Origin of the sequence: Salinispora pacifica DSM 45544 (assembly GCF_000378845.1) — a bacterium.
Classification (GTDB): Bacteria; Actinomycetota; Actinomycetes; order Mycobacteriales; family Micromonosporaceae; genus Micromonospora; species Micromonospora pacifica.
Window position 1 is genome coordinate 1002279 of record NZ_KB905359.1, and the last position, 20014, is coordinate 1022292.

Annotated in this window: 12 protein-coding genes, 5 pseudogenes and 2 CRISPR repeat arrays; of the genes and pseudogenes, 3 read left to right on the forward strand and 14 right to left on the reverse strand. The window is 66.6% G+C overall.

Annotation, left to right across the window (positions count from 1 at the left end; genetic code table 11):
* Window positions 1-418: 418 nt before the first annotated feature.
* The 10 genes and pseudogenes from SALPAC3_RS26655 to SALPAC3_RS0104515 form a co-directional block, all read right to left on the reverse strand.
* A pseudogene (locus SALPAC3_RS26655) lies at window positions 419-651 on the reverse strand (amino acid permease); the annotation flags it as partial.
* A 39-nt stretch (window positions 652-690) separates the two neighbouring features.
* Window positions 691-2247, reverse strand: a pseudogene (locus SALPAC3_RS29490) (ISL3 family transposase).
* An 81-nt stretch (window positions 2248-2328) separates the two neighbouring features.
* Window positions 2329-2601: a CRISPR direct-repeat array (repeat unit 29 nt; unit sequence CGGAGCACCCCCACGTGCGTGGGGAGGAC).
* An 18-nt stretch (window positions 2602-2619) separates the two neighbouring features.
* Window positions 2620-2961 (reverse strand): type I-E CRISPR-associated endoribonuclease Cas2e, encoded by a 342-nt coding sequence (gene cas2e, locus SALPAC3_RS26660; protein ID WP_080635115.1) that lies wholly within the window; start codon window positions 2959-2961, stop codon window positions 2620-2622.
* A gap of 1 nt (window position 2962) precedes the next feature.
* Window positions 2963-3925: a type I-E CRISPR-associated endonuclease Cas1e gene (cas1e, locus tag SALPAC3_RS0104485; RefSeq protein ID WP_018220080.1), complete on the reverse strand. Its 963-nt coding sequence runs from the start codon at window positions 3923-3925 to the stop codon at window positions 2963-2965.
* Complete coding sequence (gene cas6e / locus SALPAC3_RS0104490) at window positions 3922-4542, reverse strand: type I-E CRISPR-associated protein Cas6/Cse3/CasE (protein WP_018220081.1); 621 nt, start codon at window positions 4540-4542, stop codon at window positions 3922-3924. The genes cas1e and cas6e overlap by 4 nt, the downstream gene beginning before the upstream one ends.
* Complete coding sequence (gene cas5e / locus SALPAC3_RS0104495) at window positions 4539-5312, reverse strand: type I-E CRISPR-associated protein Cas5/CasD (RefSeq protein WP_018220082.1); 774 nt, start codon at window positions 5310-5312, stop codon at window positions 4539-4541. The genes cas6e and cas5e overlap by 4 nt, the downstream gene beginning before the upstream one ends.
* A pseudogene (gene cas7e / locus SALPAC3_RS25315) lies at window positions 5309-6450 on the reverse strand (type I-E CRISPR-associated protein Cas7/Cse4/CasC). Before cas7e ends, cas5e begins: the two are co-directional and overlap by 4 nt.
* Window positions 6447-7109 (reverse strand): type I-E CRISPR-associated protein Cse2/CasB, encoded by a 663-nt coding sequence (casB, locus tag SALPAC3_RS0104505; protein WP_080635116.1) that lies wholly within the window; start codon window positions 7107-7109, stop codon window positions 6447-6449. Before casB ends, cas7e begins: the two are co-directional and overlap by 4 nt.
* Window positions 7109-8596 (reverse strand): type I-E CRISPR-associated protein Cse1/CasA, encoded by a 1488-nt coding sequence (gene casA / locus SALPAC3_RS0104510; RefSeq protein WP_018220084.1) that lies wholly within the window; start codon window positions 8594-8596, stop codon window positions 7109-7111. The genes casB and casA overlap by 1 nt, the downstream gene beginning before the upstream one ends.
* Before the next feature lie 91 nt (window positions 8597-8687).
* Window positions 8688-11468: a CRISPR-associated helicase/endonuclease Cas3 gene (locus SALPAC3_RS0104515; protein ID WP_080635117.1), complete on the reverse strand. Its 2781-nt coding sequence runs from the start codon at window positions 11466-11468 to the stop codon at window positions 8688-8690.
* Window positions 11469-11576: 108 nt separating this feature from the next.
* Window positions 11577-12762: a CRISPR direct-repeat array (repeat unit 29 nt; unit sequence GTCCTCCCCACGCACGTGGGGGTGCTCCG).
* Window positions 12763-13231: 469 nt separating this feature from the next.
* Here SALPAC3_RS0104515 and SALPAC3_RS27830 point away from each other — a divergent pair.
* Both SALPAC3_RS27830 and SALPAC3_RS29495 read left to right on the forward strand, forming a co-directional pair.
* A complete protein-coding gene (locus SALPAC3_RS27830; protein WP_232430461.1) occupies window positions 13232-14032 on the forward strand; it encodes an ISAs1 family transposase in 801 nt (266 codons plus the stop codon).
* Window positions 14033-15154: 1122 nt separating this feature from the next.
* Window positions 15155-15475 (forward strand): annotated as a pseudogene (locus tag SALPAC3_RS29495) (IS481 family transposase); the annotation flags it as partial.
* Between the two features lie 19 nt (window positions 15476-15494).
* Here SALPAC3_RS29495 and SALPAC3_RS0104530 read toward each other — a convergent pair.
* The 4 genes from SALPAC3_RS0104530 to SALPAC3_RS0104545 all read right to left on the reverse strand — a co-directional run bounded on the left by SALPAC3_RS0104530 (window position 15495) and on the right by SALPAC3_RS0104545 (window position 19622).
* A complete protein-coding gene (locus SALPAC3_RS0104530) occupies window positions 15495-15980 on the reverse strand; it encodes a hypothetical protein (protein WP_018220087.1) in 486 nt (161 codons plus the stop codon).
* Between the two features lie 357 nt (window positions 15981-16337).
* The gene (locus SALPAC3_RS0104535) at window positions 16338-17051 is read right to left on the reverse strand and encodes an SMI1/KNR4 family protein (RefSeq protein WP_018220088.1); all 714 of its coding nucleotides are present in this window, start codon (window positions 17049-17051) and stop codon (window positions 16338-16340) included.
* Window positions 17052-17867: 816 nt separating this feature from the next.
* Complete coding sequence (locus tag SALPAC3_RS26670; protein ID WP_018220089.1) at window positions 17868-18533, reverse strand: nucleoside-diphosphate kinase; 666 nt, start codon at window positions 18531-18533, stop codon at window positions 17868-17870.
* A 174-nt stretch (window positions 18534-18707) separates the two neighbouring features.
* Complete coding sequence (locus SALPAC3_RS0104545) at window positions 18708-19622, reverse strand: adenosine kinase (protein ID WP_018220090.1); 915 nt, start codon at window positions 19620-19622, stop codon at window positions 18708-18710.
* A gap of 157 nt (window positions 19623-19779) precedes the next feature.
* Here SALPAC3_RS0104545 and SALPAC3_RS29360 point away from each other — a divergent pair.
* Window positions 19780-19995 (forward strand): annotated as a pseudogene (locus SALPAC3_RS29360) (hypothetical protein); the annotation flags it as partial.
* Between the last annotated feature and the right edge of the window lie 19 nt (window positions 19996-20014).

Below are 20014 nucleotides of genomic sequence, written 5' to 3' on the forward strand. Positions count from 1 at the left end.
TGCCGGGCCACGCGGTCTGGTGGCCTCCGGTGTGCGACGGTCCCCGGTCGCGGCCGAGGCATTCCAGAGTCGCCGAGGTCCGGGGCGAGTAGCCCCGGCCGCCGGAGGCCGTCTCCGGGTCGTATGGCCGGAGGCACTACCCGCCGTAAGCATCACCTCGGCCGGCCTCCTTGAAACGTGGCAGCAGCGGCCAAACGGGGATGAACGCGTCGTCCTGCCAGCCCGGTCCCAGCGCTCGCCTGACATTGACATATACCGGCCCGTAGGACGTGTTCAGTCGCCAGTTGTCCCACTGGTCCAGATCGTGCTCAGCAAACCGCGCCAACAAGCGGAACATGGTTGCCACCTCGGAGTCGGTAAGCGGGTCCCCTGGATGTTCTCCCACCTCAGCAGGCTGCCACACGGTGGGTCGATAGCACCGGCCGCTGAGGTCGATGCGCCGCATCCCGAGGACCGCGATCACGGCCCACGCGGCGAACGCGCCGTACAGGCCGATCTGCGTCGTGGCGTAGACCACCACCGCGACGAACGACGCCCCGACACCGGCAACCCTGCCCAGACCACGGGACACGTAGCTGAACAACGCCCCGGAATTGACCACCCGACGCGACATGGCCATGTAGCCACCGAGAACAAACCCAGAGCCAAACTGGCTCTGGCACATATTTTGTGATTGATCTTGGTGGCGGTTCACGAGTTGGTCAGGACGCGTTTGCGCAGGAGGTCGAGGTTCGCCCGGCCATACATCTGCCGCTTGATCGTCTTGATGCGGTTGATCTGGCCCTCGACCGGACTCGAACTCCAAGGCTGGGTGAGGCCGGCGACGACGGCGTCGCGGTCGCTGGCCAGGCCGGCGGTGAAGCCGCGGATTTCGGGGTATCCGGCGTGGCGGGTGCGGTCGATCCAGGCGTCGAGGTGCTGCCCGGTGCCTTGGTGGCGGACCCGCGGGCGAGGCTGGCGACGGTGTCGAGGTCCGGGCAGCGGCGGCGGGCGTCGGCGAGATTGGCGTGGTCGTCGTCGGTGAGTTTGTGGCCGGGGCGCATGATCCAGGCGGTGATCCGCCGGGCCGACGGCACCCAGACAGCGGTCGCCGGGGCAGGCCGGGTGCGGTTGATGGTGAGCCAGTCGCGCAGCACCCGCAAGCTGCCGTGGTAGCCGCGGGCCACGATCTCGGCGTGCAGGTCAGCGGTCTAGTGGATGCCGTCGGTGAGGCGTTGCCGCAGGTAGGAGTGGAACGGGGCGAGGACACTGGGTCGGCTGCTGGCGTTCGGGCCGATCAACGCTTCGGCGGTGGCGGCGTGGGCGTATTTGCGGGCGGTTCTGACGTTCATGTCGAGGCGGCGGGCGGTNGCTTTGATCGACAGTCCTTCGGCTCGCAGGGCGTGCACGGCCGCGTGGCGTTGGCGTGTGTTCGCCGCCCGGCGCCCCGCCTCGCTCGGCTCGTCGGCCGGGGCGGCCAGGGCAGATGTCGGTTCGGCGTGGGTGCGTAGGCATCGGCGGTGCCCGCGGATGACTTTCTCGACGGTGTCGCTGAGGTTCTTCAGCAGGTGCCACCGGTCGGCGACCTGGATCGCGTCAGGTGCCCCCTTTGCGGGCGCCGTCGGCATAGCTGCCGCCTCGATCGCGGCAGATGATCTGAACGCCGGGATGGTCGCGCAGCCAGGCGGCGAGGGTGTCTGCGGTGCGGTCGGGCAGAATGTCGATCGGTCGGCGGGTGTGCATGTCGAGCAGCACGGTCGCGTATCGGTGGCCCCGACGGCGGGCGAAGTCGTCCACGCCCAGCGCTGTCGGTGTCACCGGCGGCGGGTTGGGCATCCGGCGGATCATCCGGATCAACGTCGAGCGCGATACCGATGCCGCTAACCGATGCGCCAGCCGGCTGCCCGGTCGACCGCCCAGCGCCACCGCGACGGCTTCCAGGTCGCCCGCGGCCACGACGGTGTGACGGGCATGCCGCCGCGTCAGCCCGGGCACCTGCTCGACGAACGTTCGCCGCCAGCATTCGGTGTTGGCGCAGGTGAATCGGCGGACCGTCAACGCGACCAGCACCTCATGACCACCCAACCTGACATCGGCCAGCCGCCGCACATAGCGGCCATGCACAGTGGTCGACCACACGCCACAGGCGCCACACCGTGCCCGCACCGTCTGCGTCGCCGCAGTGATCCTGACCCCGACGGCCCGGACCACCACCGCCTCCAACCGCAAGCCCATCAGGTGCGGCAGCAACGCCGGAATGATCTCCATCCCGGCAACCCAACCCGAACTACCGACGAGCGCGACTCACAAAATGTGTGCCAGAGCCCGATTTTTTTTCACGCGTCGCCGACAAGCACCCCCACGTGCGTGGGGAGGACACGACCGGCACACTCCAGGTCACGCCTCGGTCCGGAGCACCCCCACGTGCGTGGGGAGGACCCGCCAGTTCGGCGGGTGGGGTGTTGTGGTGGTGGAGCACCCCCACGTGCGTGGGGAGGACCGGATCTGAGTCGGGATGGCATCACCCGTTCCCGGAGCACCCCCACGTGCGTGGGGAGGACGTCCAGACGGCGTGCCACGATCGGCCGTACCTCGGAGCACCCCCACGTGCGTGGGGAGGACACTTACTGACCTGCGGTTCTACCAGCCTTCCGGCCAGATGGTTTCTGCTGGGGTGCAAGCGTCGTCGTGGTGTTCATTGGGGCTCATGGCTACTAGGGTGAGGCCGTCGAAGTCGACCGGGCGGCGTCTGCGTGCTCCTGCGGTCCGTAGGGAGAAGCCTTGCTCGGTGTCGTCTGGGTGGATAAGGACGGCGGCGCCGTCGCCGACGACGCTGCTTGCTGCGTTCCATAGCTCGTCGCGGACTTTGGCTGAGAGCGTTCCGACGAACATGCCGGGTGTCACTTCGATCATCCAGCGGCTGAGTGCGCCTCTTAAGTGATCGGGTACGGCGGTGGTCGCCAGGACGACAAGGGAAGCCATGCTAGTCCCAGGGGTCTGAGCTGTAGTTGACTCCGGACGGCATGGCTCCCATCTCTGGATCCCAGAGTGAGGTGATTTCGGCGGCGGGTTGCCGCTGTTGAGGTGTGCTGTCGGGGTCGAGTAGATGTTGGATGTCGGTAACGATCGTCGGCATCAGCTTGAGCAGGCGGAACCCGTCGCGCAGCTTGCGGCGTACGTCGCGTTCGGGTTGGGCGGAGGTGCTCATGGAGAAGGCGAGCGGCACGGTGACCTTGGCCTTGTAGAGGTCGGCGATGTCGTAGACGAAGGCGTGTTGGGTGCCGTTGTGTACGAAGCCGAGCGCCGGTGAGCAGCCCAAAGCGAGGATGACGGCGTGGACCACTCCGTATAGGCAGGCGCTGGCCGCCGAAAGCGCAAGATTGACCGGGTCCTGGGTGTCCCACTTGTTGGGGTCGTAGTTGCGGCGGAATTTGCCGGTTCGATACTTCTGGGCCAACAGGCGGTAGAGCGCTTTCATACGCTGGCCTTCCATACCGCGGAGCTGGGCCAGCGTGGTGCCCTCGGGGACGGCTTCGCCGAAGCGTTGCTCGTACATGCGTATCGCTACGTACAGTCGGGTGTTGTCGTCGGCCCAGCAGCGGACCTGCTTTTCCAGCCAGTTGGTGGTCAGAGAGGTGGGGGTGATGCCGGCGTAGCAACGGACGACGCCGGAGCCGACGCAGACGACGGTGGTGCCGTGGCGGGCGAGGGTGGATAGGGCGTGGTGGGTGATCGAGGTGCCGGGTCCGAGGAGAAGGCAGCTGAGCGCGGCTGTGGGCAGATAGACGCGTTCGGCCCCTTTCGGAGTATCGACCTGGGCGAGGACTCCGGTGTCGTCTTGGACAATCCGAACGATGTCGGCGTAGAGGAAGCTAAGCGAGTCCGCCACGCGGGGCAGCATGGCCAGGGTCGGTGCGGCGAGTCGCCGCTGGGCGCTGGTGCTCATCGCATCGGTGCGAGGCTGAGTAGACCGCAGCCGAACGAGCGTCCGCGGCCGATGCCAGCCAGCACCGCTGCGCGGACCTGGTCCGCGTCGGTGATCACCGCTTGTCCTTCGAACAGGGTGATGGCGTGGCGTACGGGGATGGCGCGTCCGCGAGCGGCCGGTTGTGGCTGGGCGCGCAGGTGACGCAGATCGAGTCCGGTGGCCTCGGCCTTGCGCTGCCACCACTGCTCAGCCTGCTGGCCAGACAAGGCGATGACCTTGCCGGCGCTGTTGCCCTTCCACGCTCGTTTGGATGCGTTGGCAGCGATCCGGTAGTGCATCGCCATTCCGTTGGTCAGGGCCTTCAGTAGCGGGCTGATGTCGCGGGTGTCGACGGTGGCGTAGCCGTCGGGCAGCCGATTCGGGTCAGGTGGCAGGGTGGTCTGGACCAGCAGCATCGGGCCAGTGGTGGTGTGGTCGAGCCGGAAGAGCACGCCCGCGTGGTGTCGTGGCTGTTCGCCCAGACCATCCGGCACCAGCGACATCACGCGACGGTGCAGGGCGGTCGTGTCGCGTAGGTCCCGTCGTGCCGCCGAATGGCGGAGGTCAAGTGCGATCCGGGTCAGCCAGGCGATCACGTTCGGACTCCTCGCAGGTGCTCGTCCAGTGCGTCCAGGTAGTTGAGGCCGGTGCCGGCGCACAGATCGGCGGGCAGGCTGCGGGTGGTGACGTAAACCTGGCGGGTGAGGTATCGCCGTCGACGTGGGTCAGGGCTTCCGGGCACTGGTTCCATGGGTACGTCGTTGAGTGTCATCCGGCTGATGGAGCCGTCGCCGTGGGGTGCCCCGGTGACGAAGTCCACCCGGACCGTCTCCTCGTCGCCCGTGGGGCGGCGTCGGTTGAGCGGCAGGTGTTCTAGGTGGCCGATGGGGTCGGGGATCGGGCCGGACACCAGGAACGGGTGCGCCACGGGGCAGGAGCGGCGTCCGAGATACGGACCCCAGACCGGGTTGTTCAGGGCCGTGTGAATTTGACCCACGAGATCGTCCGGGCCGGTGACCGCGACGGTGAACACCGCGTCTGCCAGGTAGAACCGACGCGACACGATGGTGCCGGCACCCGCCGTCCTGCGTTTGCCTTCTGCTGTCGGTACGGTGCGTTCCGGCGGTGTACCACCGCCGACGGTGTGGAAATCGGACATGACCGTGCCGGGCCGGTCGACGCGGACAGTGAACTGCACCGGGGCGAGGTCGCCGAGCGGCTCGCCGCGGTGCCTGCCCTGAGCGGCGGCGATGATGCCGATCATGGCTGATCGGGTGGGGACGGTGCCGGTGTCTCGGACGCTAAAGGTGCTGTGGTCACCCCACGATTGCATGGGCCCGGCCAACCGCAGCAGCAGCCCCGTCATTTCGCCCTCAGTTTGTCGACGGCGGCGGCGATCAGGTTGTCGAAGCTCTGGCGAGTCTCGCCGAGCTGTTCCAGGCCTTTGTCGTCGACGCTAGCGCAACCGTGGTAGACCATTCCCTGGTCGCCGATCAGTCGGTAGATCTGTCCGGCGTACTCGGCGAGCTGCCGACGTGACGGCTCGGCGTATCCGCTGTCGAATGTGGCCCGTACCGGGGTTTCGAAGGCGCTGGCCAGTGATACCGGCCGGTCGGTGCGAACCGCGATGTAGGCCAGTTCGGGAACCGTGAACGGTGCGGTGGCGTTCTTTTTGGCCTGCGGCATGGCGGTGATGAACGCCGACAGGAACGCCCTGGTCAGCTCGACCGCGGTGGCCGGGTCGCCGAGGTTGTGGGCAAGGTCTTCCAGGTTGACGCTGGCGTACCGGTAGAACGTGCCGGTGCTGAACTCGGCGCTGTTCATGTGCCCGCTGCCGGCCTGGTCGGCGTCCTGCTTGAGGTCATCGACGGCAGTGAAGAAGTCGACCTGCGGGTCCGTGCCGTGGGTGGTGAACGCGTGGGCAACCTGGACCGCCCCGTCGACGTTGCTGCCGGGCAGTTCCGCCAGCATCCGTCCGAACAGGTTGATCACATCGCTGCGGTGTTCCATCGCCGCGCGGACGGCGTCGGCCGGCAAAGGCGCCTCACCCTTTTGAGCTTGAGCGCGCCGGACCGCAGGCCGATGAGCCGATCACGCTGCTGCACACAGACATCAGCGAGCATGTCGAAGGCCCGCTCCGGCAGGTAGAACAGCACCTGTGCCTCACCGGTGGCTTTGTCCACCTTGAAACCGTCGGCCTTGACCGCGATCGTGGCGAGCGTGGCCATGACCTGCGTCGCCGCGAAGGCCGCCAGCTCCGAGTCCCAGTCGGGCCCGGTGAGCCGAGCCTGGATGGCCTGCGGCAGTCGCCGGGTGCGCTTGGCCTTGTCACCTGACGATTCCTCCAGCTCCCGCCGAACGGCTCGCTTCCAGGATTGGCTGGAGACCCGGGTGCGATCGGCGTAGCCGAAGCGCACAGTCTTCGGTGAGCCCAGATCGTCGCGGTTGAGATTGGCGTATGGGACGGTCTGCAGCACATGGATGTCGACGTAACGGGCGATCATGCGGGCTCCTCCAGGCTCGGGTTGTTTTTCTGCTGCTCGACGCGGCGGTCGGCTTCGTGCAGGGTGCGGTAGTAGGACTGGAGCCATCGCTTGGCGACCTGGTCACGGCGGTACCGCCACTGACAGAGGTCGTCAAGGAGTTGCCCCCAGTTCACCTGGACCTCGACCGTGGCGAGATGCCGCACCACCCCGGCTAGGTGTTGGTAGACGCCGGGGTAGCCCTGCCGGACCAGCAGATGCAGACGCTTCTCCGCGGTAGCTCGGTTCATCGCCCGACGGCCAAGGCCCGGCCGGCACACCGCCCAGGCCAACGACTGCCCCAGATTGGGGCGGTTCCCCGGCGTGATGTCGACGTCCGCTGCGGCTACCTGCTCGGCGTCAGTGACGTTCGCTGGCTCGACGTCGGTGGGTTCGACGTTTGGCCTGTCACGAACCGACGCGGCGATCATCGCCGCTACGGCGTAGTGGGCATACTCGTGTTCCCGCGTCACCGACGCCGACAGCAATGGGGCGACAACGGCATGCATGGTGTGCGCCTGCTCGGGAGGACGACGTAGACCTCGGCGCAGCGCCGCACGCTGACCACGATCACGGCGGCACCGCTCGGTGACCCGCCTCGCGAACCGGTCGGAAGGCCGTTCTTCAATCTCCGTGGACATCACGCGCCCGATCCCTTCCTCAACGGAGTTGTCAACAGCCGATGCGCTGTCTGCGTGGCCCGCACCAGCCGCGGTGAGCTGGCATCGCCATCCGTGGCGTGGTCGATGGCCTCGTGCCCTAACCGCGCGAAAGCCCGCCCGCCCTCGGCGAAACGGCCGTCTCGCACGTGCTCCCAGAACACCGCCTCGGCTCGCGTCCAGTAGTACGCCTCACCCGTATGAGCCCACGGGCCCTCTCGGTCCTTGACGCTAACCAGCTCCCGCCAGGCCTGCCGCAGTGCGACCCCGACACGCCGGCCGATCGACTCCGCCGCCCGGGTCAACAGGGCCACGCCGTCGGCGGTCACCGGGTCGCGCTCACTCAACCAGCCAAGAACTGGTGGGGTCAGTGCGATGAACCACTGCCGATCCTTGGCCTGCCCGTCCTGATCGAAGCCATACGCGCGCACCCGTCCGTCGAGACCGAGGTCGGCGGCGACAGCCATGATGTCGGGACGGTGCGTCTTGACCTCGGTGTTGCCGCCCAGCAGGGCGTCGACGTCCCGCCACAGAGCCCGGGAGCCGTCGGCCGGCAGCTGGTACCAGCCGCCCTCCTTGTTCTGCCGACGCACCACGTACGGATCAGGGGACGCCGCCCCGGGAAGCCGCCACGCCCAGGTGACGTAGGCATCCGACACGGCCTCACCGGCGACGTCTGGAACCAGCAGCACAGCATGCCGCGCACGGCCCGTCAACGCGCCACACGGCCACGACACCGACCATGGCGCACCGAGCGGATCCGGCAACTCATCGCGCTCCCACGGACACAGGTCGAGCCCCTCGTCCTGCCCTGATGACACCCGTGGGGGCACCCCCACGACCAGCGACTCGAACAGGTTCTCCCCGAGCGGGTGATAAGACATGGCCCCCCGCAGCGGGCCGGCGTTGCTGTTGGCGAACTTCTGCCCGGCCACCTCACGGCTGCTGCACCGCCCAGATGCGCCGTAATACAGCTGCGCGATCAGATACCACGCCGCCTCCCCTGGAGCCAGAGCCACCGCGTCGGCATCCGTGTGATGGCCGAACCACACCTGAGAGTTGCCCGCTGGACGGTCGAACACCAGCTTGTTGACCCCGGAGGACTTCGGACACTCGACAGCAAGCCGGGGGTCCTGCATCCACGGACGAAGCGCATCGAACAGGTCAAAGCGGTCTGAGTATTTCGCAAAGTAGGCATCGACGTCGCCGGCGGCGAACCCGCCCTGGTCAAGCAGCCACTCCTGCCGCTGCCGCCACTGTGGCCCGCGCAGCATGTCCAGGCCCGTCACCCGGGCAGTGATCGCGTAGAGAATTCGCCACAACCCGGACGCCGCCGGCGGCACCGGAACAGCCAGGTCATCGAACTCGGCCGCACGGGTAAAAAGCTCCCGAAGGCCGACCAACTCCGGCTCGCCGTTTGCCGCGACCGGTATCCACAGCTGATCAACTAGATCGAAAGATTTCGTCAATAGTATGACTCCTGACGACAGATCGCCTGATATTGCCGAGCCGCTCGTCCAGCGCGAAGCCCCATGTCGGATTAATGACTAACAACAGCCCCTACTCCGCTCCTGCGGTTCCGACGACGAGGCCAAGCTCGGGGTCAAGGTGCACCGATCGATGGGCCCAGGCGGCCGGGCCTGGGCCCATCGGGAGGATCGGAAGCCACAGCGGTCGGATACGCTTCAGCCAAGCGTTGTTGCCCCAGCTTGCTGGTAAGGCGGCGGGCGGCTCGTATCCCGTGAGGATGTCCGCGCGAAGCGGGATCGTCTCCTGGAGAATGGCACGAACCTCCTCGCTGCGGAAACGGCCGTCGCGCCCGGATCCCCTCTGCGGAAGAGGGATGCGTCCCTTGGGGTCGAGCCACTGCATGCCGTCAGAGTCGTGGTAGCAGCACAGGACCCGCTCTGATTCCGCTCCCAGTCGGGTGGATGCACGCCATTCCGGCGTTTCGGTTTGACTCAGCGCGACCAGGTCGGCCAACCCGGCGGGCTCCGGATTGACACCGAGCTCAGCCATCCCACGTACCGCCATCGCCTGGGCGCGATACTCGTTGTGTTCCGCGCTCATTACCGGGTCGTTGTGGATCTCCTGGGGTACATACACCGCTTCCACATGACCCTGCACCGCGCGTGGAACAGCAAACATATCGACACCAATCAGCCGAAGGTGTGTGGCCCGTAGTAGGTACCGCGCGTACACGTCTCCCCAAGCAGCCGGCCTGACATGCTCGACACCGTCCGGGCCCCGCGGGTCGAGAACCACCACCCGCGGTTGCGCAGCCCAAGGCGGCCTCGTCCTGCGGTGTCGATGACACCGGCCAGCACGCTGCAACAGCTGCGCCATCGGCGCCAGATCCGTCACCAACAGGTCGAAGTCCAGGTCAAGTGACTGCTCTAGCACCTGCGTAGCAACTACGATCATCGATCTAGGGCGATTGCCGTCCTTCCCCAGCCGACCGATGATCTGCGTCGTGATCTCCTCCCGGCACCGAGCCGGGAAACGGGAGTGCAGCAGCACCACATCCACTCCCTCGGACGCCCAGTCACGAACGACGCGGTAGGTCTGCTGGGCGTCGTTGACCGTGTTGCAGACCACGGCAGCGCACCCACCCTGCTCGACCACCGGCGCCAGCACCTGCCGCACCACGGCCCTACGATCCGCTGGGTCGCTCTCCGACCCGACGAGGTGACGAACAGGGCGTACGTCGAGCGTGAACTCCACGGTCCTACCCGAGACCAGGGCCTCCCGCATCGTTGGTGAGATCGAAACCGTGGGGCGCCCCTGGATCGCCGGCACGAACGTCCAACCCGGATATGGCACAGACGTGTTGGTCGGCCCGACGCCAGCACCCTCCTCGTACGCCCCTACAAGAGTCGCCGCCTGCGACGAGGGCAACGTCGCCGACAGCAGGACGACCGGGCATCCGTAGGCCCCCAACCAGTTCAACAGGCGACACAGCAGGGAGGTCGTGAAGTCGTCGTACGCATGCGCCTCGTCAACGACGAACACCTTGCCCGAGAGAGCGAGCAGACGCAGCGCGTTGTGCTTGGTGGTCAGCACGGCAAGCAACGCCTGGTCAACCGTACCCACCGCCATGGGCGCCAGCAGCCCCCGCTTGGGGCCGCGCAGCCACTCCGGTGCCACCACATCACCACTGGGTTCATCGGACACCACCTCAGCCGCACCACCGGGGTCGACAACCGCCCGAGCCTCGTACTCAGCGTTCAACCACGACATGCTGTGCAACAGCGTGACCGGCGCCGGACCGGCGGCAAGCCGGGCGGCAAACGCCCGTACCCGGCGATACATCTCGTCGGAGGTCGCCATAGTCGGCAAAGCGAAGAAGAACCCGTGCGCCCCGCATACCTCGGCCAACCTTTTGGCAGCCACCAGAGCGGCTTCGGTCTTCCCGTCCCCCATAGCCGCTGTCACGACCAACAGGCCCGGACTGTCGACCACCGGCAGCAACTCCTCAATGATCGACCGCTGAAGAGCGTTCGGACGGTGCGGGAACAGATCATCGAAACCCACCGCCCGAAACGACGGTGACCCCAAGCCGGCGTCGTCGAGCAGGGCGGCAGCGGGCGCGGATAAGGCCGCGAGATGAGTCGACACAGCTTCGGCGCCCGTGTACTGCGGCACTCGTGAAGACTGCAGACGCAAGAAGTGCTCCTGGCTGGCCAGCCAGTCCGCGAGGATCACGACCCCCGTGACCAGCACACTGGCCGCGGCACCTATCGCCGGCGGCCGCTCGGGTGAACCCACGGCCTCGTGCACCACCCGTACCAGGGCCGCGCGCTGCTTCGACCAGCCGCCCTTGCCCAGCTGCGCCCGGCCACCATGGGGACCACTGGTTTGCTGGAAACGCCCGTGATGGCCGCCGACGATCTGAGCGACGCGATAGGCCAAGCGTTCACTGACCCGCCTGACCAACTGCGGATACCCCAAAGGAGCAAGAAGATCCGGCAAAGCCAACTGACCAGCGGTGTCATGCCTCAACGAGCCATCGCCTACAACATCCTCATACGAACCAGCACTCCGCAGCGCATCAAACGCGCTCCCATCCTTCTTCTGAAACCCCGGGGTTGCCTTGCCGACATCGTGTAATCCCGCCCAAAACATGATCAACGATTTAGCGTGACTGTCGTTGGTGGCCAGCCCCTCCGCGATGACCCTCCGTTGGTTCGGGGCCAGATAGCGATCCCACAAGGCACCAGCAACGGCCGCGGTATCAATCAGATGCCAGAGCAACGGATACGGTCTCAGGAGATGGTTAGACTTGCCCCAAATCCCAGCATCGACCCCGTCATGATCGACCCCCAATCCGACCCCCTCCATTCGTACCCGCTCGGCAAGGGCATCAGCATGCAACCACAGCCATACGACACCACGACTCGACCGACGCAAAACCGCTCCCACGGCTGATAGACGCGCAGGTCACGAAGTGTCCTCCCCACGCACGTGGGGGTGCTCCGCCGACCTGGCCGAGCGTGTCCTGACGCTGCTCGTCCTCCCCACGCACGTGGGGGTGCTCCGGGAGCCAAGGCCGACGACATCGACGCCGCGATGTCCTCCCCACGCACGTGGGGGTGCTCCGCCGCTCGGGCTCACTGGTTGCGGCAAATGGGCGTCCTCCCCACGCACGTGGGGGTGCTCCGGACCCGGATTGGGGCATGCTCGTGTGGCTGGCGTCCTCCCCACGCACGTGGGGGTGCTCCGACGAGTACCGGCGGGATGCCCGGCGTTAGTGGGTCCTCCCCACGCACGTGGGGGTGCTCCGCCGACATCGGCGCGGCGGTTCATCCGCAGACAGTCCTCCCCACGCACGTGGGGGTGCTCCGTCCTGCACACCGGTAGTGGTGAACGCCGATCGTCCTCCCCACGCACGTGGGGGTGCTCCGGTGGGTTGGGGGACACCAGGGACAGGAGGGACGTCCTCCCCACGCACGTGGGGGTGCTCCGTGTTGCGCCGGGTTGGAGCCCTGGGCAACCACGTCCTCCCCACGCACGTGGGGGTGCTCCGCCTCGGTTGCTTTACGGAGAGTGGTGGAGGTGGTCCTCCCCACGCACGTGGGGGTGCTCCGAGGGCGTGGCGCACTACGCGAACCTCGAAACCGTCCTCCCCACGCACGTGGGGGTGCTCCGGAGTTTTTACAACGCCTGCGTTGTGTAAGAGAGTCCTCCCCACGCACGTGGGGGTGCTCCGGGTTTCGGCGACACGAGCAGCCTTTGCGGCGGTCCTCCCCACGCACGTGGGGGTGCTCCGTCGGACAGGGCCTCGTGCAGGCCGGCCCGGTTGTCCTCCCCACGCACGTGGGGGTGCTCCGTTGGATGCTGCCCGCGACCTGGATGGCCTCCAGTCCTCCCCACGCACGTGGGGGTGCTCCGGCTGCAATTGCGTGTCGGTACTTCGGGTATGGGTCCTCCCCACGCACGTGGGGGTGCTCCGGCTGTCGACATCGCGGCCGGTGCACTTCATCGGTCCTCCCCACGCGCGTGGGGGTGCTCCGCGGCTCGATAGGATTTCCGCGCAAATCCTCCTGTCCTCCCCACGCACGTGGGGGTGCTCCGGCGATTTGTGCGGCGGCGTGGTGGAGTGCGTCGTCCTCCCCACGCACGTGGGGGTGCTCCGGACTGTGGATCCGAGACGATCAGCGCGGCGGCGTCCTCCCCACGCACGTGGGGTGCTCCGGCGGGCGGCGCGGGCGCGGCCGGCCGTCGCGCGACCGGGAAGACAACCTCTTCGAAGAAGAAATCGACCAATCCCCGGCCGCGCCGCACAGGTTAAAGATCAAGTTAGGAGTTGGCCGCCGTTGACCACCGTCACGCATTCCAACGGGGCCGCTGGCATCGCACCTAGAACGAGCAAGCTACTCGTGGCATTCGAGTACCAGCTTCCAGCAGCCAGGGCTGTTGCGTAGTCGGTTGAGGGGTGCTGACCTGGAGCTTGGGGGCCCTGTTGCCCGTGGGGTCTATGTAGGACGGGTGCGGCCCGTTGGTGATCATGGTGTTTGCGAAGACAACCGTGATCGAGAATAAGACCGCACCCGCTGATGTCAGCATCACTGACCGAGATCGTGCTGCCGCAGTGACCCCCGGGCATGCCGTGCCTGACCACGGTCACCGACGGTGATCGACTGAGCCGGTTCGTCGCGTTGGAAGCGGTGGACGACCCGCGGGATCCGCGGGGTCGGCGGTATCCGCTGGTCAGCATCCTGGCGGCAGCGGTGTGCGCGGTGATGGCTGGGGCGTGCACGTTCGCCGCGGTTACGGACTGGGTGCGTTTCCAGGACCGCACGGTGTGGGCACGGCTCGGGTTCACCGGCTGGGTTCCCGCCGCGACGACGGTGTGGCGGTTGCTGATCCGTATCGACGGCGAGGTGTTGTCGCAGGTCCTGGCCCGCTGGCTACGGGGTCGGGCAACGCCGGTCCTGGCCGCCGGCCGGTGGTGGCCTCTGGTCATTGCCGTCGATGGGGTCGAACGAGGTGCCCGGCTTGACGGTGGGCGCCAGGTTCATCTGCTCTCGGCCTACGACACCAGCACCGGTATCGTGCTCGCTCAGGTCCAGATCGCCGCGAAATCGAACGAAATCCCGGCGTTCACGCCACTGCTGCGCCTGGTCAAGTCCGTTCTGGGATCCCTCGGCGGTGTCCTGGTGGTGGCCGACGCATTGCATGCCCAGGCCGGGCACGCCGAACTGCTCGCCGAGCACGGTGCGCATCTGATGGTCACGGCGAAGGCCAACCAGCCGAAGCTGTTCGCCCAGCTCAAGGCCCTGCCCTGGGCGCAGGTCCCGGTCGGGACGCAGACCCGCGAGACCCGGTCACGGCCGCAAGGAGACCCGCACGGTCAAGGCGCTGACCGTCAAGACGCCGGGCGGGCTGGGTTTGCCGAACGCTGAACAGGCCGTCCGGATCACCCGCACTCGCACGATCAAGGGCAAGACCAGCCGAGAGACGGCGTACCTGACGATCTTACTGCCCACCGCACAGGCCCGGCCCGCAGATCTGGGCACGTGGGCACGCTCGGAATGACACATCGAGAACCGTCTCGATTATGTGCGGGACGTCACGTTACGTGAAGACGCACATCAAGCCCGAACTGGCCACGGCCCGCCGCATTCGCCACCCTCCGTAACGCCTCGACGGGTACCACCGCCTCAACGGTGCCACCAACATCGCCGAAGCCACCCGAGAAGCCAACCACTGCCCCCACGACCTCATCACCACCGTGACGACGGAAAACCGTACGTGACCAGCAGCGACACGACTTTGCAATAGCCCTGCTCCAGCAGCGAAAGCTCTGTCAGCATGCAACTTATGACTTGACAAACCCCAGTGTGCTAATTACGCCTTGACAAGCGTCAGCGCGTTGATTACGCCTTGACAAGCGTCAGCGTGCTGATATGATTCCAGCATCTGATAATGGGTCACATCTAAGCCTGTCTTGCACCTTGCAACATTCAGCACCGGACGATTTGCTAGAGGAGCAATGGATGAGCAGCATCAGAAAAATGGGGATTTCGACAGCAGTGGCGATCACTATGGCAACCGGCACAGTGGCCCTAGCGGCAGCCCCGGCGCAAGCCGCCCCGTCCTGCAACCTCTCGTCGTCAGGTAGCTACGGCGGATGGGGATACTCGAATTGCTCTGGAGTAAAGCAGCATCAGGTGAAGGTTCTGTGTGAAGAAAACAGCGGGAACAGGTACACCGCCTACGGATCCTGGAAAGCCAGTGGTGCAACTTCCAGCGCGCGATGCCACGAGTATGCGTGGCTGGTTACCGTCGGCGTGAACTACACGGTGTAGTGATTAAAGCCTTTCCCGGATGACATCGACCTGTACGTAGGACAGATCTTCGTGTTCGACACAGGGTGGCGACTCACCCAATTCGTCCATCACCGCCTGTCCGGTCTTTGTTGACCTTACTCAACTAGCACACGGCTGGCAGGGATATCCCTGCCAGCCGTGCTTCGCGCTGTCCTATTGGAACAGTCTCAGTTTCGCCTGAAACGATGCGAAGGGCGCTGCCCACTTCCGCCTACCGCGCTTGGCCGCATCCGCGACGCCCGACCCGCCTCACCAGTCCCACCACCGGCCACCGCCCCGACCGTCGAGCGGGTCGTGTCGATCAACGGCAGCTTCCAAGTCGCCGGACAGAAAGTCCAAGTGGGGAAGGTCCACGCCCGCAAACTCGTCACCGTCGCCCTCGACGAGCACACCATCACCGTCTACAACGCCGAGACCCCGATCGCGGCCGTTCCCCGCCGCAGCACCACCGAACTGAACCGCACCAGAGCCAAACACCAGATCACCACCCCGGGTCAGCCTCGCCTTCGGGCGTGACCTGGCAACTTGTCGTCGGCTATGGGGCGGACCTCTGCCCGAGCGCACTGTGTTCGGTGACGCCCGCAGGGAGATCGGTGCGTCCAGACTCCTGCGATGTCAGCGCGACCAGCTCGCCGCGCAGATCCAGGGCAGGCTCACCGAGCACGATCGTGCTGAGCACCAGCTCGACCATCACCCGGTCGCATCGTTCAGAGCTGCGACGGTAACGCGACGGGTCGGACTCCACCGCTGCCGCTGAAATACGCCAACCACCGCCACCAACGGGCGCAAACGACACTTCGAAGACCCCGTTGCCGGTCCAACTGCGATGCAGGAACGCGACCTGGTCCTCAACGAACACGTTCCACTTCTCGTCCATGCCGCGAGCCTTGTAACCGAGCTTGATCCGTTCCCAATGCTCGTCGGACCACATACGGGTCGGCAGCTCGGCCATCGGTATCGGTGCCACGATCGGCAACACGCGCCGCAACGACGACCGAGTAACCAGCGACGGTTCGATCATCAGCAGATCCTACAGGCGCAACGGCCCACAGGACCATGACCACTCAGGGCCCGACACCCCTACCATCGACCGAAACACCAGCACTATTCGATCTCGACCTGGCGTCAAGCATCCTGCGACGCCGATTCGTCAACCATCATGCGAGACCAGGCAGCTTCAGCCACGTCCTGTCCGACTCCGGTTGATGCGCTACATACCGGTTTCGCTTGACGGGTGACAATCAGCAGCCGCCTTCGAAGACCGGCATCACGGTCCGCTACTGATGCGCGGCCTGTCGGGGCAGGCAATCAAGAACGTCGGTCAAGACCTTCGGTCAGTGACCATGACCGGATGCCTGAGCTAGTCCGACGGTTCGCTTCAGGATGTGTAAAAGTGAGGTCCTCCAAGCCAGCGGCTCAGGTATTCGGACCGAATCGCGCCCGTTAGTAAGCCGACGAGTGCCGCCGAAAAGCCGGACTGATACTGCTCCCAGTACGGTCCTTCCTCCTTGAATACCACCGGCCAGTCGTCGGGGGCCACGCCGGGCTTGATGTGCCAAAAGAGCAGGTCGCCGTTGCCGGTGTGCCCCCACGAGATCAGGTTGTCACCAGGGTTGAACCAGGATGGGACATCCTCACGCCGAGGTTCCCACTGCAGCGAGTCGCCCAGGTGCCAACCTCTGGAGTCGTTGTCGGGTCCGCCGAAATCCAAGCGAACACACTCCTGGGCATAGACGTTGTGCTGCAGCAGGTCTGCCCAGTCGCGCGGTTCGTCGGGGGCGCAGACGGCGACGTGATCGTCAATGAGTCCGGCACCGTAGGAGTCGATGAAGCGCTTGTAATCCTGCGGAAGAGTGGCACCCAGCTTCGCCTCGACAGGTGACCAGTCGAAACCACCTCTGCCTCCGGTTTTGAGCGCCGGGAGACGCAGAATCTCACCCAGGGCCTCTGCCATGTCGCTCCCGGTGCTGTGGTCTCTGTCAGGCTCCGCTACGCGCTCCCCCGAAAGGACATCGTCGGGTCGGAGTTGATCGCGGCCAGAGCCAGTGACGATGGCGTGAGACGCGCTGAGTTCCACCACGACCAGGTCCACGTCCCGTTCCTGCCGGCCGTGTTCGTCGCATGCACGGTCGAAGCGGTCTCCAGGACGAGCCCAATGCCGTGGGTGATACCCCGGCCCACCCTCCAGACGCCAGCCTTCAGGGAAGACATGGACAGACTCGACGAAGAAGCTCAACCGCTCGATACACACAGACAGCATGGTGCACGACCGCTGGGGCATGCGCCATCTAACTCGCGCCTTCTCGTTGCTGCGCCACCTCCACATCGACAGAAGCGGATATGTGGCGCACCAGGTCGCGGTGCATCCGACATCACGATCTGTGCCGGTCCACTCCGCGCGGTCTAATCCATCAGCTGGAGCCATCGTGTAACGCATCAAGTGAAGCCCGACAACGCTTCAGCCACGTCCGGGCAGGGGGAGGCCTCGGCATGACTACCGCCGATCCGGTGGGAGATCGCGGTGGTTCAAGGGCTGCGCGCTTCTCGTGGGCTGCAGTACTGTGACCAGCGCAGATGCGCTACCGACGGATCGCTGCCAAGCGTGGCTGTATTTGACCGTGGAAATGCGGGCCGTGACCTGCGACTTAAGGTTCGGGGCGCTCATCACCCCTGAAGGGATCGCAACAGGGGTGACCCAGGGGCGGATGTCGACGCACCACCACCAGCCCGCCCCGCAACATCAAAGCTAGCCGACCCCGAAAGACCGACTTTCCTACATAACAGGCACGATGACCCGATGAGCAGCGCACACGAAACCGGCAGATTCGCCAACATCCGCCCCGACGAGGTCGACCACGTCGCCACGAACACCGACGCCGCCGACATCGTCGGACGGATGGCTCCACCCTCATGCAGTGCCGCCGTACGACGGCCATAGTCGGGATCCGAGAGCGAGCTGCTCGAGGGACCGCGCCGCCCAATCGGAGGTGGGGCTGGCGCTCCGCCGGACGATCCGGGCCTGTAGGCCAGCCAGAACCTGGTGGAAGTTGGGCAGCCGCACGGCCCGGGTGGGTCCACCGCCGGCAACCAGCCGATCGACCACCTCGGCCGGCGCCAGGTCACGGCGGGTGCCGCCGTCGGCACCGCGCAGGACGGACCCACCGCGTCGCTGCCGAGAAAGAGGCAGGACTCCCGCACCGCCGTCTCCGGCAGGTCGGACGTGTGGACGACGCACATCACCATGTTCTGCGAGCCGAATTCGTACCGCAGCAGGCCGGGCTCCGACAGGCCCGGGTTGGAAGGCCCCTTGAGCTCGGAGAGCCACTCGGTCGCCGGGACGGTCGAGGAGGAGCGCCACCGCCGGGCCGAATCGGTAGTAGCGCGGCATATACCACCACAACGGGCGGCCGCCGGCGTCCATCAGCCTCACCTGGGTGTAGCGGTAGAGCTCCTCGAGCCGACAGTGGTGCGGGCGCACCACCTTAAGGGCGGTCACGCCGAAGCCCCGCTCGCCCAGCCACGCGACGATGTCCGGAACCTGGCCCTGACGGACCGCTTCGGGCCGCACAAGCATGAAGGCTGTCCGTCGCGCCGCCGCCGGGTGCGCGCCGAGCAAGCGCCGGGGCTCGGCCCATCGTCCACGGGCAGCGCCGCCAACAGCCCCGCCGGCGCCGCCGCGTCGGGCACTCCCCACGCACGCGCCTGGCCGTCCCGTCCTCGCCACGCCTCGCCGTCACCAGCGGCGGCCTCAACCCGCGGACGGGTCCAGTTCCGCCGCCCGGGCGAGCAGCGCGCCCCGGTCGATCAAGTCGACGTTCGTCGCCGCCACGGTACAGGCGTAGGCCCCGGAGATCGCGCCGTACAGGGCGCACCGCCGCACCGGCTCCCCCGCGAGCCAGCCGAACAGGAAGCCTGCGGCGAAGGCGTCGCCCGCACCGTTGGAGTCCACCACCAGCGCCGGCGGATCGACCGCAGGAACATGGCTGAACTCGCCGTCGACCAGCAGGTACGCCCCCTCGGCTCCGGCGGTGGCAACGACCGTGCGGGCCCGGCCGCGTTCGACGATGCGCCGCATCGTTTTCTCGGGATCGGCCAGCGCGGCCGACGACACGAAGACGAGGTCGGCCGCGTAGGCGAAGTCCTCGTGGTACGGCTCGTTGCCGTCCCAGTTGTGCAGGTCCGTGGAGATGGTTACGCCCGCCGCGCGCAGCGTGGGCAGGGCGAAGGCGCACGGATAGGTGATCGACACGTGGGCGTGCCGGCTCGCCGCGGCGAGGGCGGCTACCGTCTCCACCGGGAGCCGGTCCCCCGCCTCGGATCGGCTGCTGTCGTACAGGGACAACCGCCGTCCGTCCGGGGCGACGAGGTTGACCGCACGGCGGGTACCGGCCCGCAGCGCAGAGACGGTGAGCGGGATGCCCCGCTCGGCGTGCAGGGCGCGGACCAAGTCGCCCTCGTGGTCGTCGCCGATCACATCGACGTGGTGGGTACGCAGGCCCAGGGCGTGGACCGCCATCGCCACGAAGTCGCCGGTCTGCCCCGGGCGGGTCGTGATCGCCGGCACCATGTAGCTGTCAGCGAACGGAAGGGGCAACTGCGGTGCGTAGACGATGGTGTCCACGCCGGCGCCGCCCAGGACAAGGACATCGATCTCAGTGCTCACAGGTGCTCCTCAGGGCAAGTGGTGTAGGGCTGGTGTAGATGGCGGCGACGTCCCACCCAGGGGCCAGGTGAACGGGAAGCGTTTGCCCTGAGCGAGAACGAGTCTGTCCGCGCCGGCTACGCCGCGCTGCTCAGCCGCCGAGGTGGGCGAGCAGGACGTGACCGCAGCTAACTTCACCGCGCTGGTCCGGTCTGCGACCCGCTCGCGCTGCACGGCCTGTTCGCTGGCCCGCGCTGGTTGGCTGTCTTCTGAGGCCGATGTCCTGGTACCAGCCGCCATCTCATTCACCATCGATGCCCCAAACCATGAACAGGTCCGAGCAGGCTACGCCGTCGAAGGCGCTAGCGCCGGGGTGACGGCGGAAGCCTCCGCCGCCCTGAGGGATGCGTGGC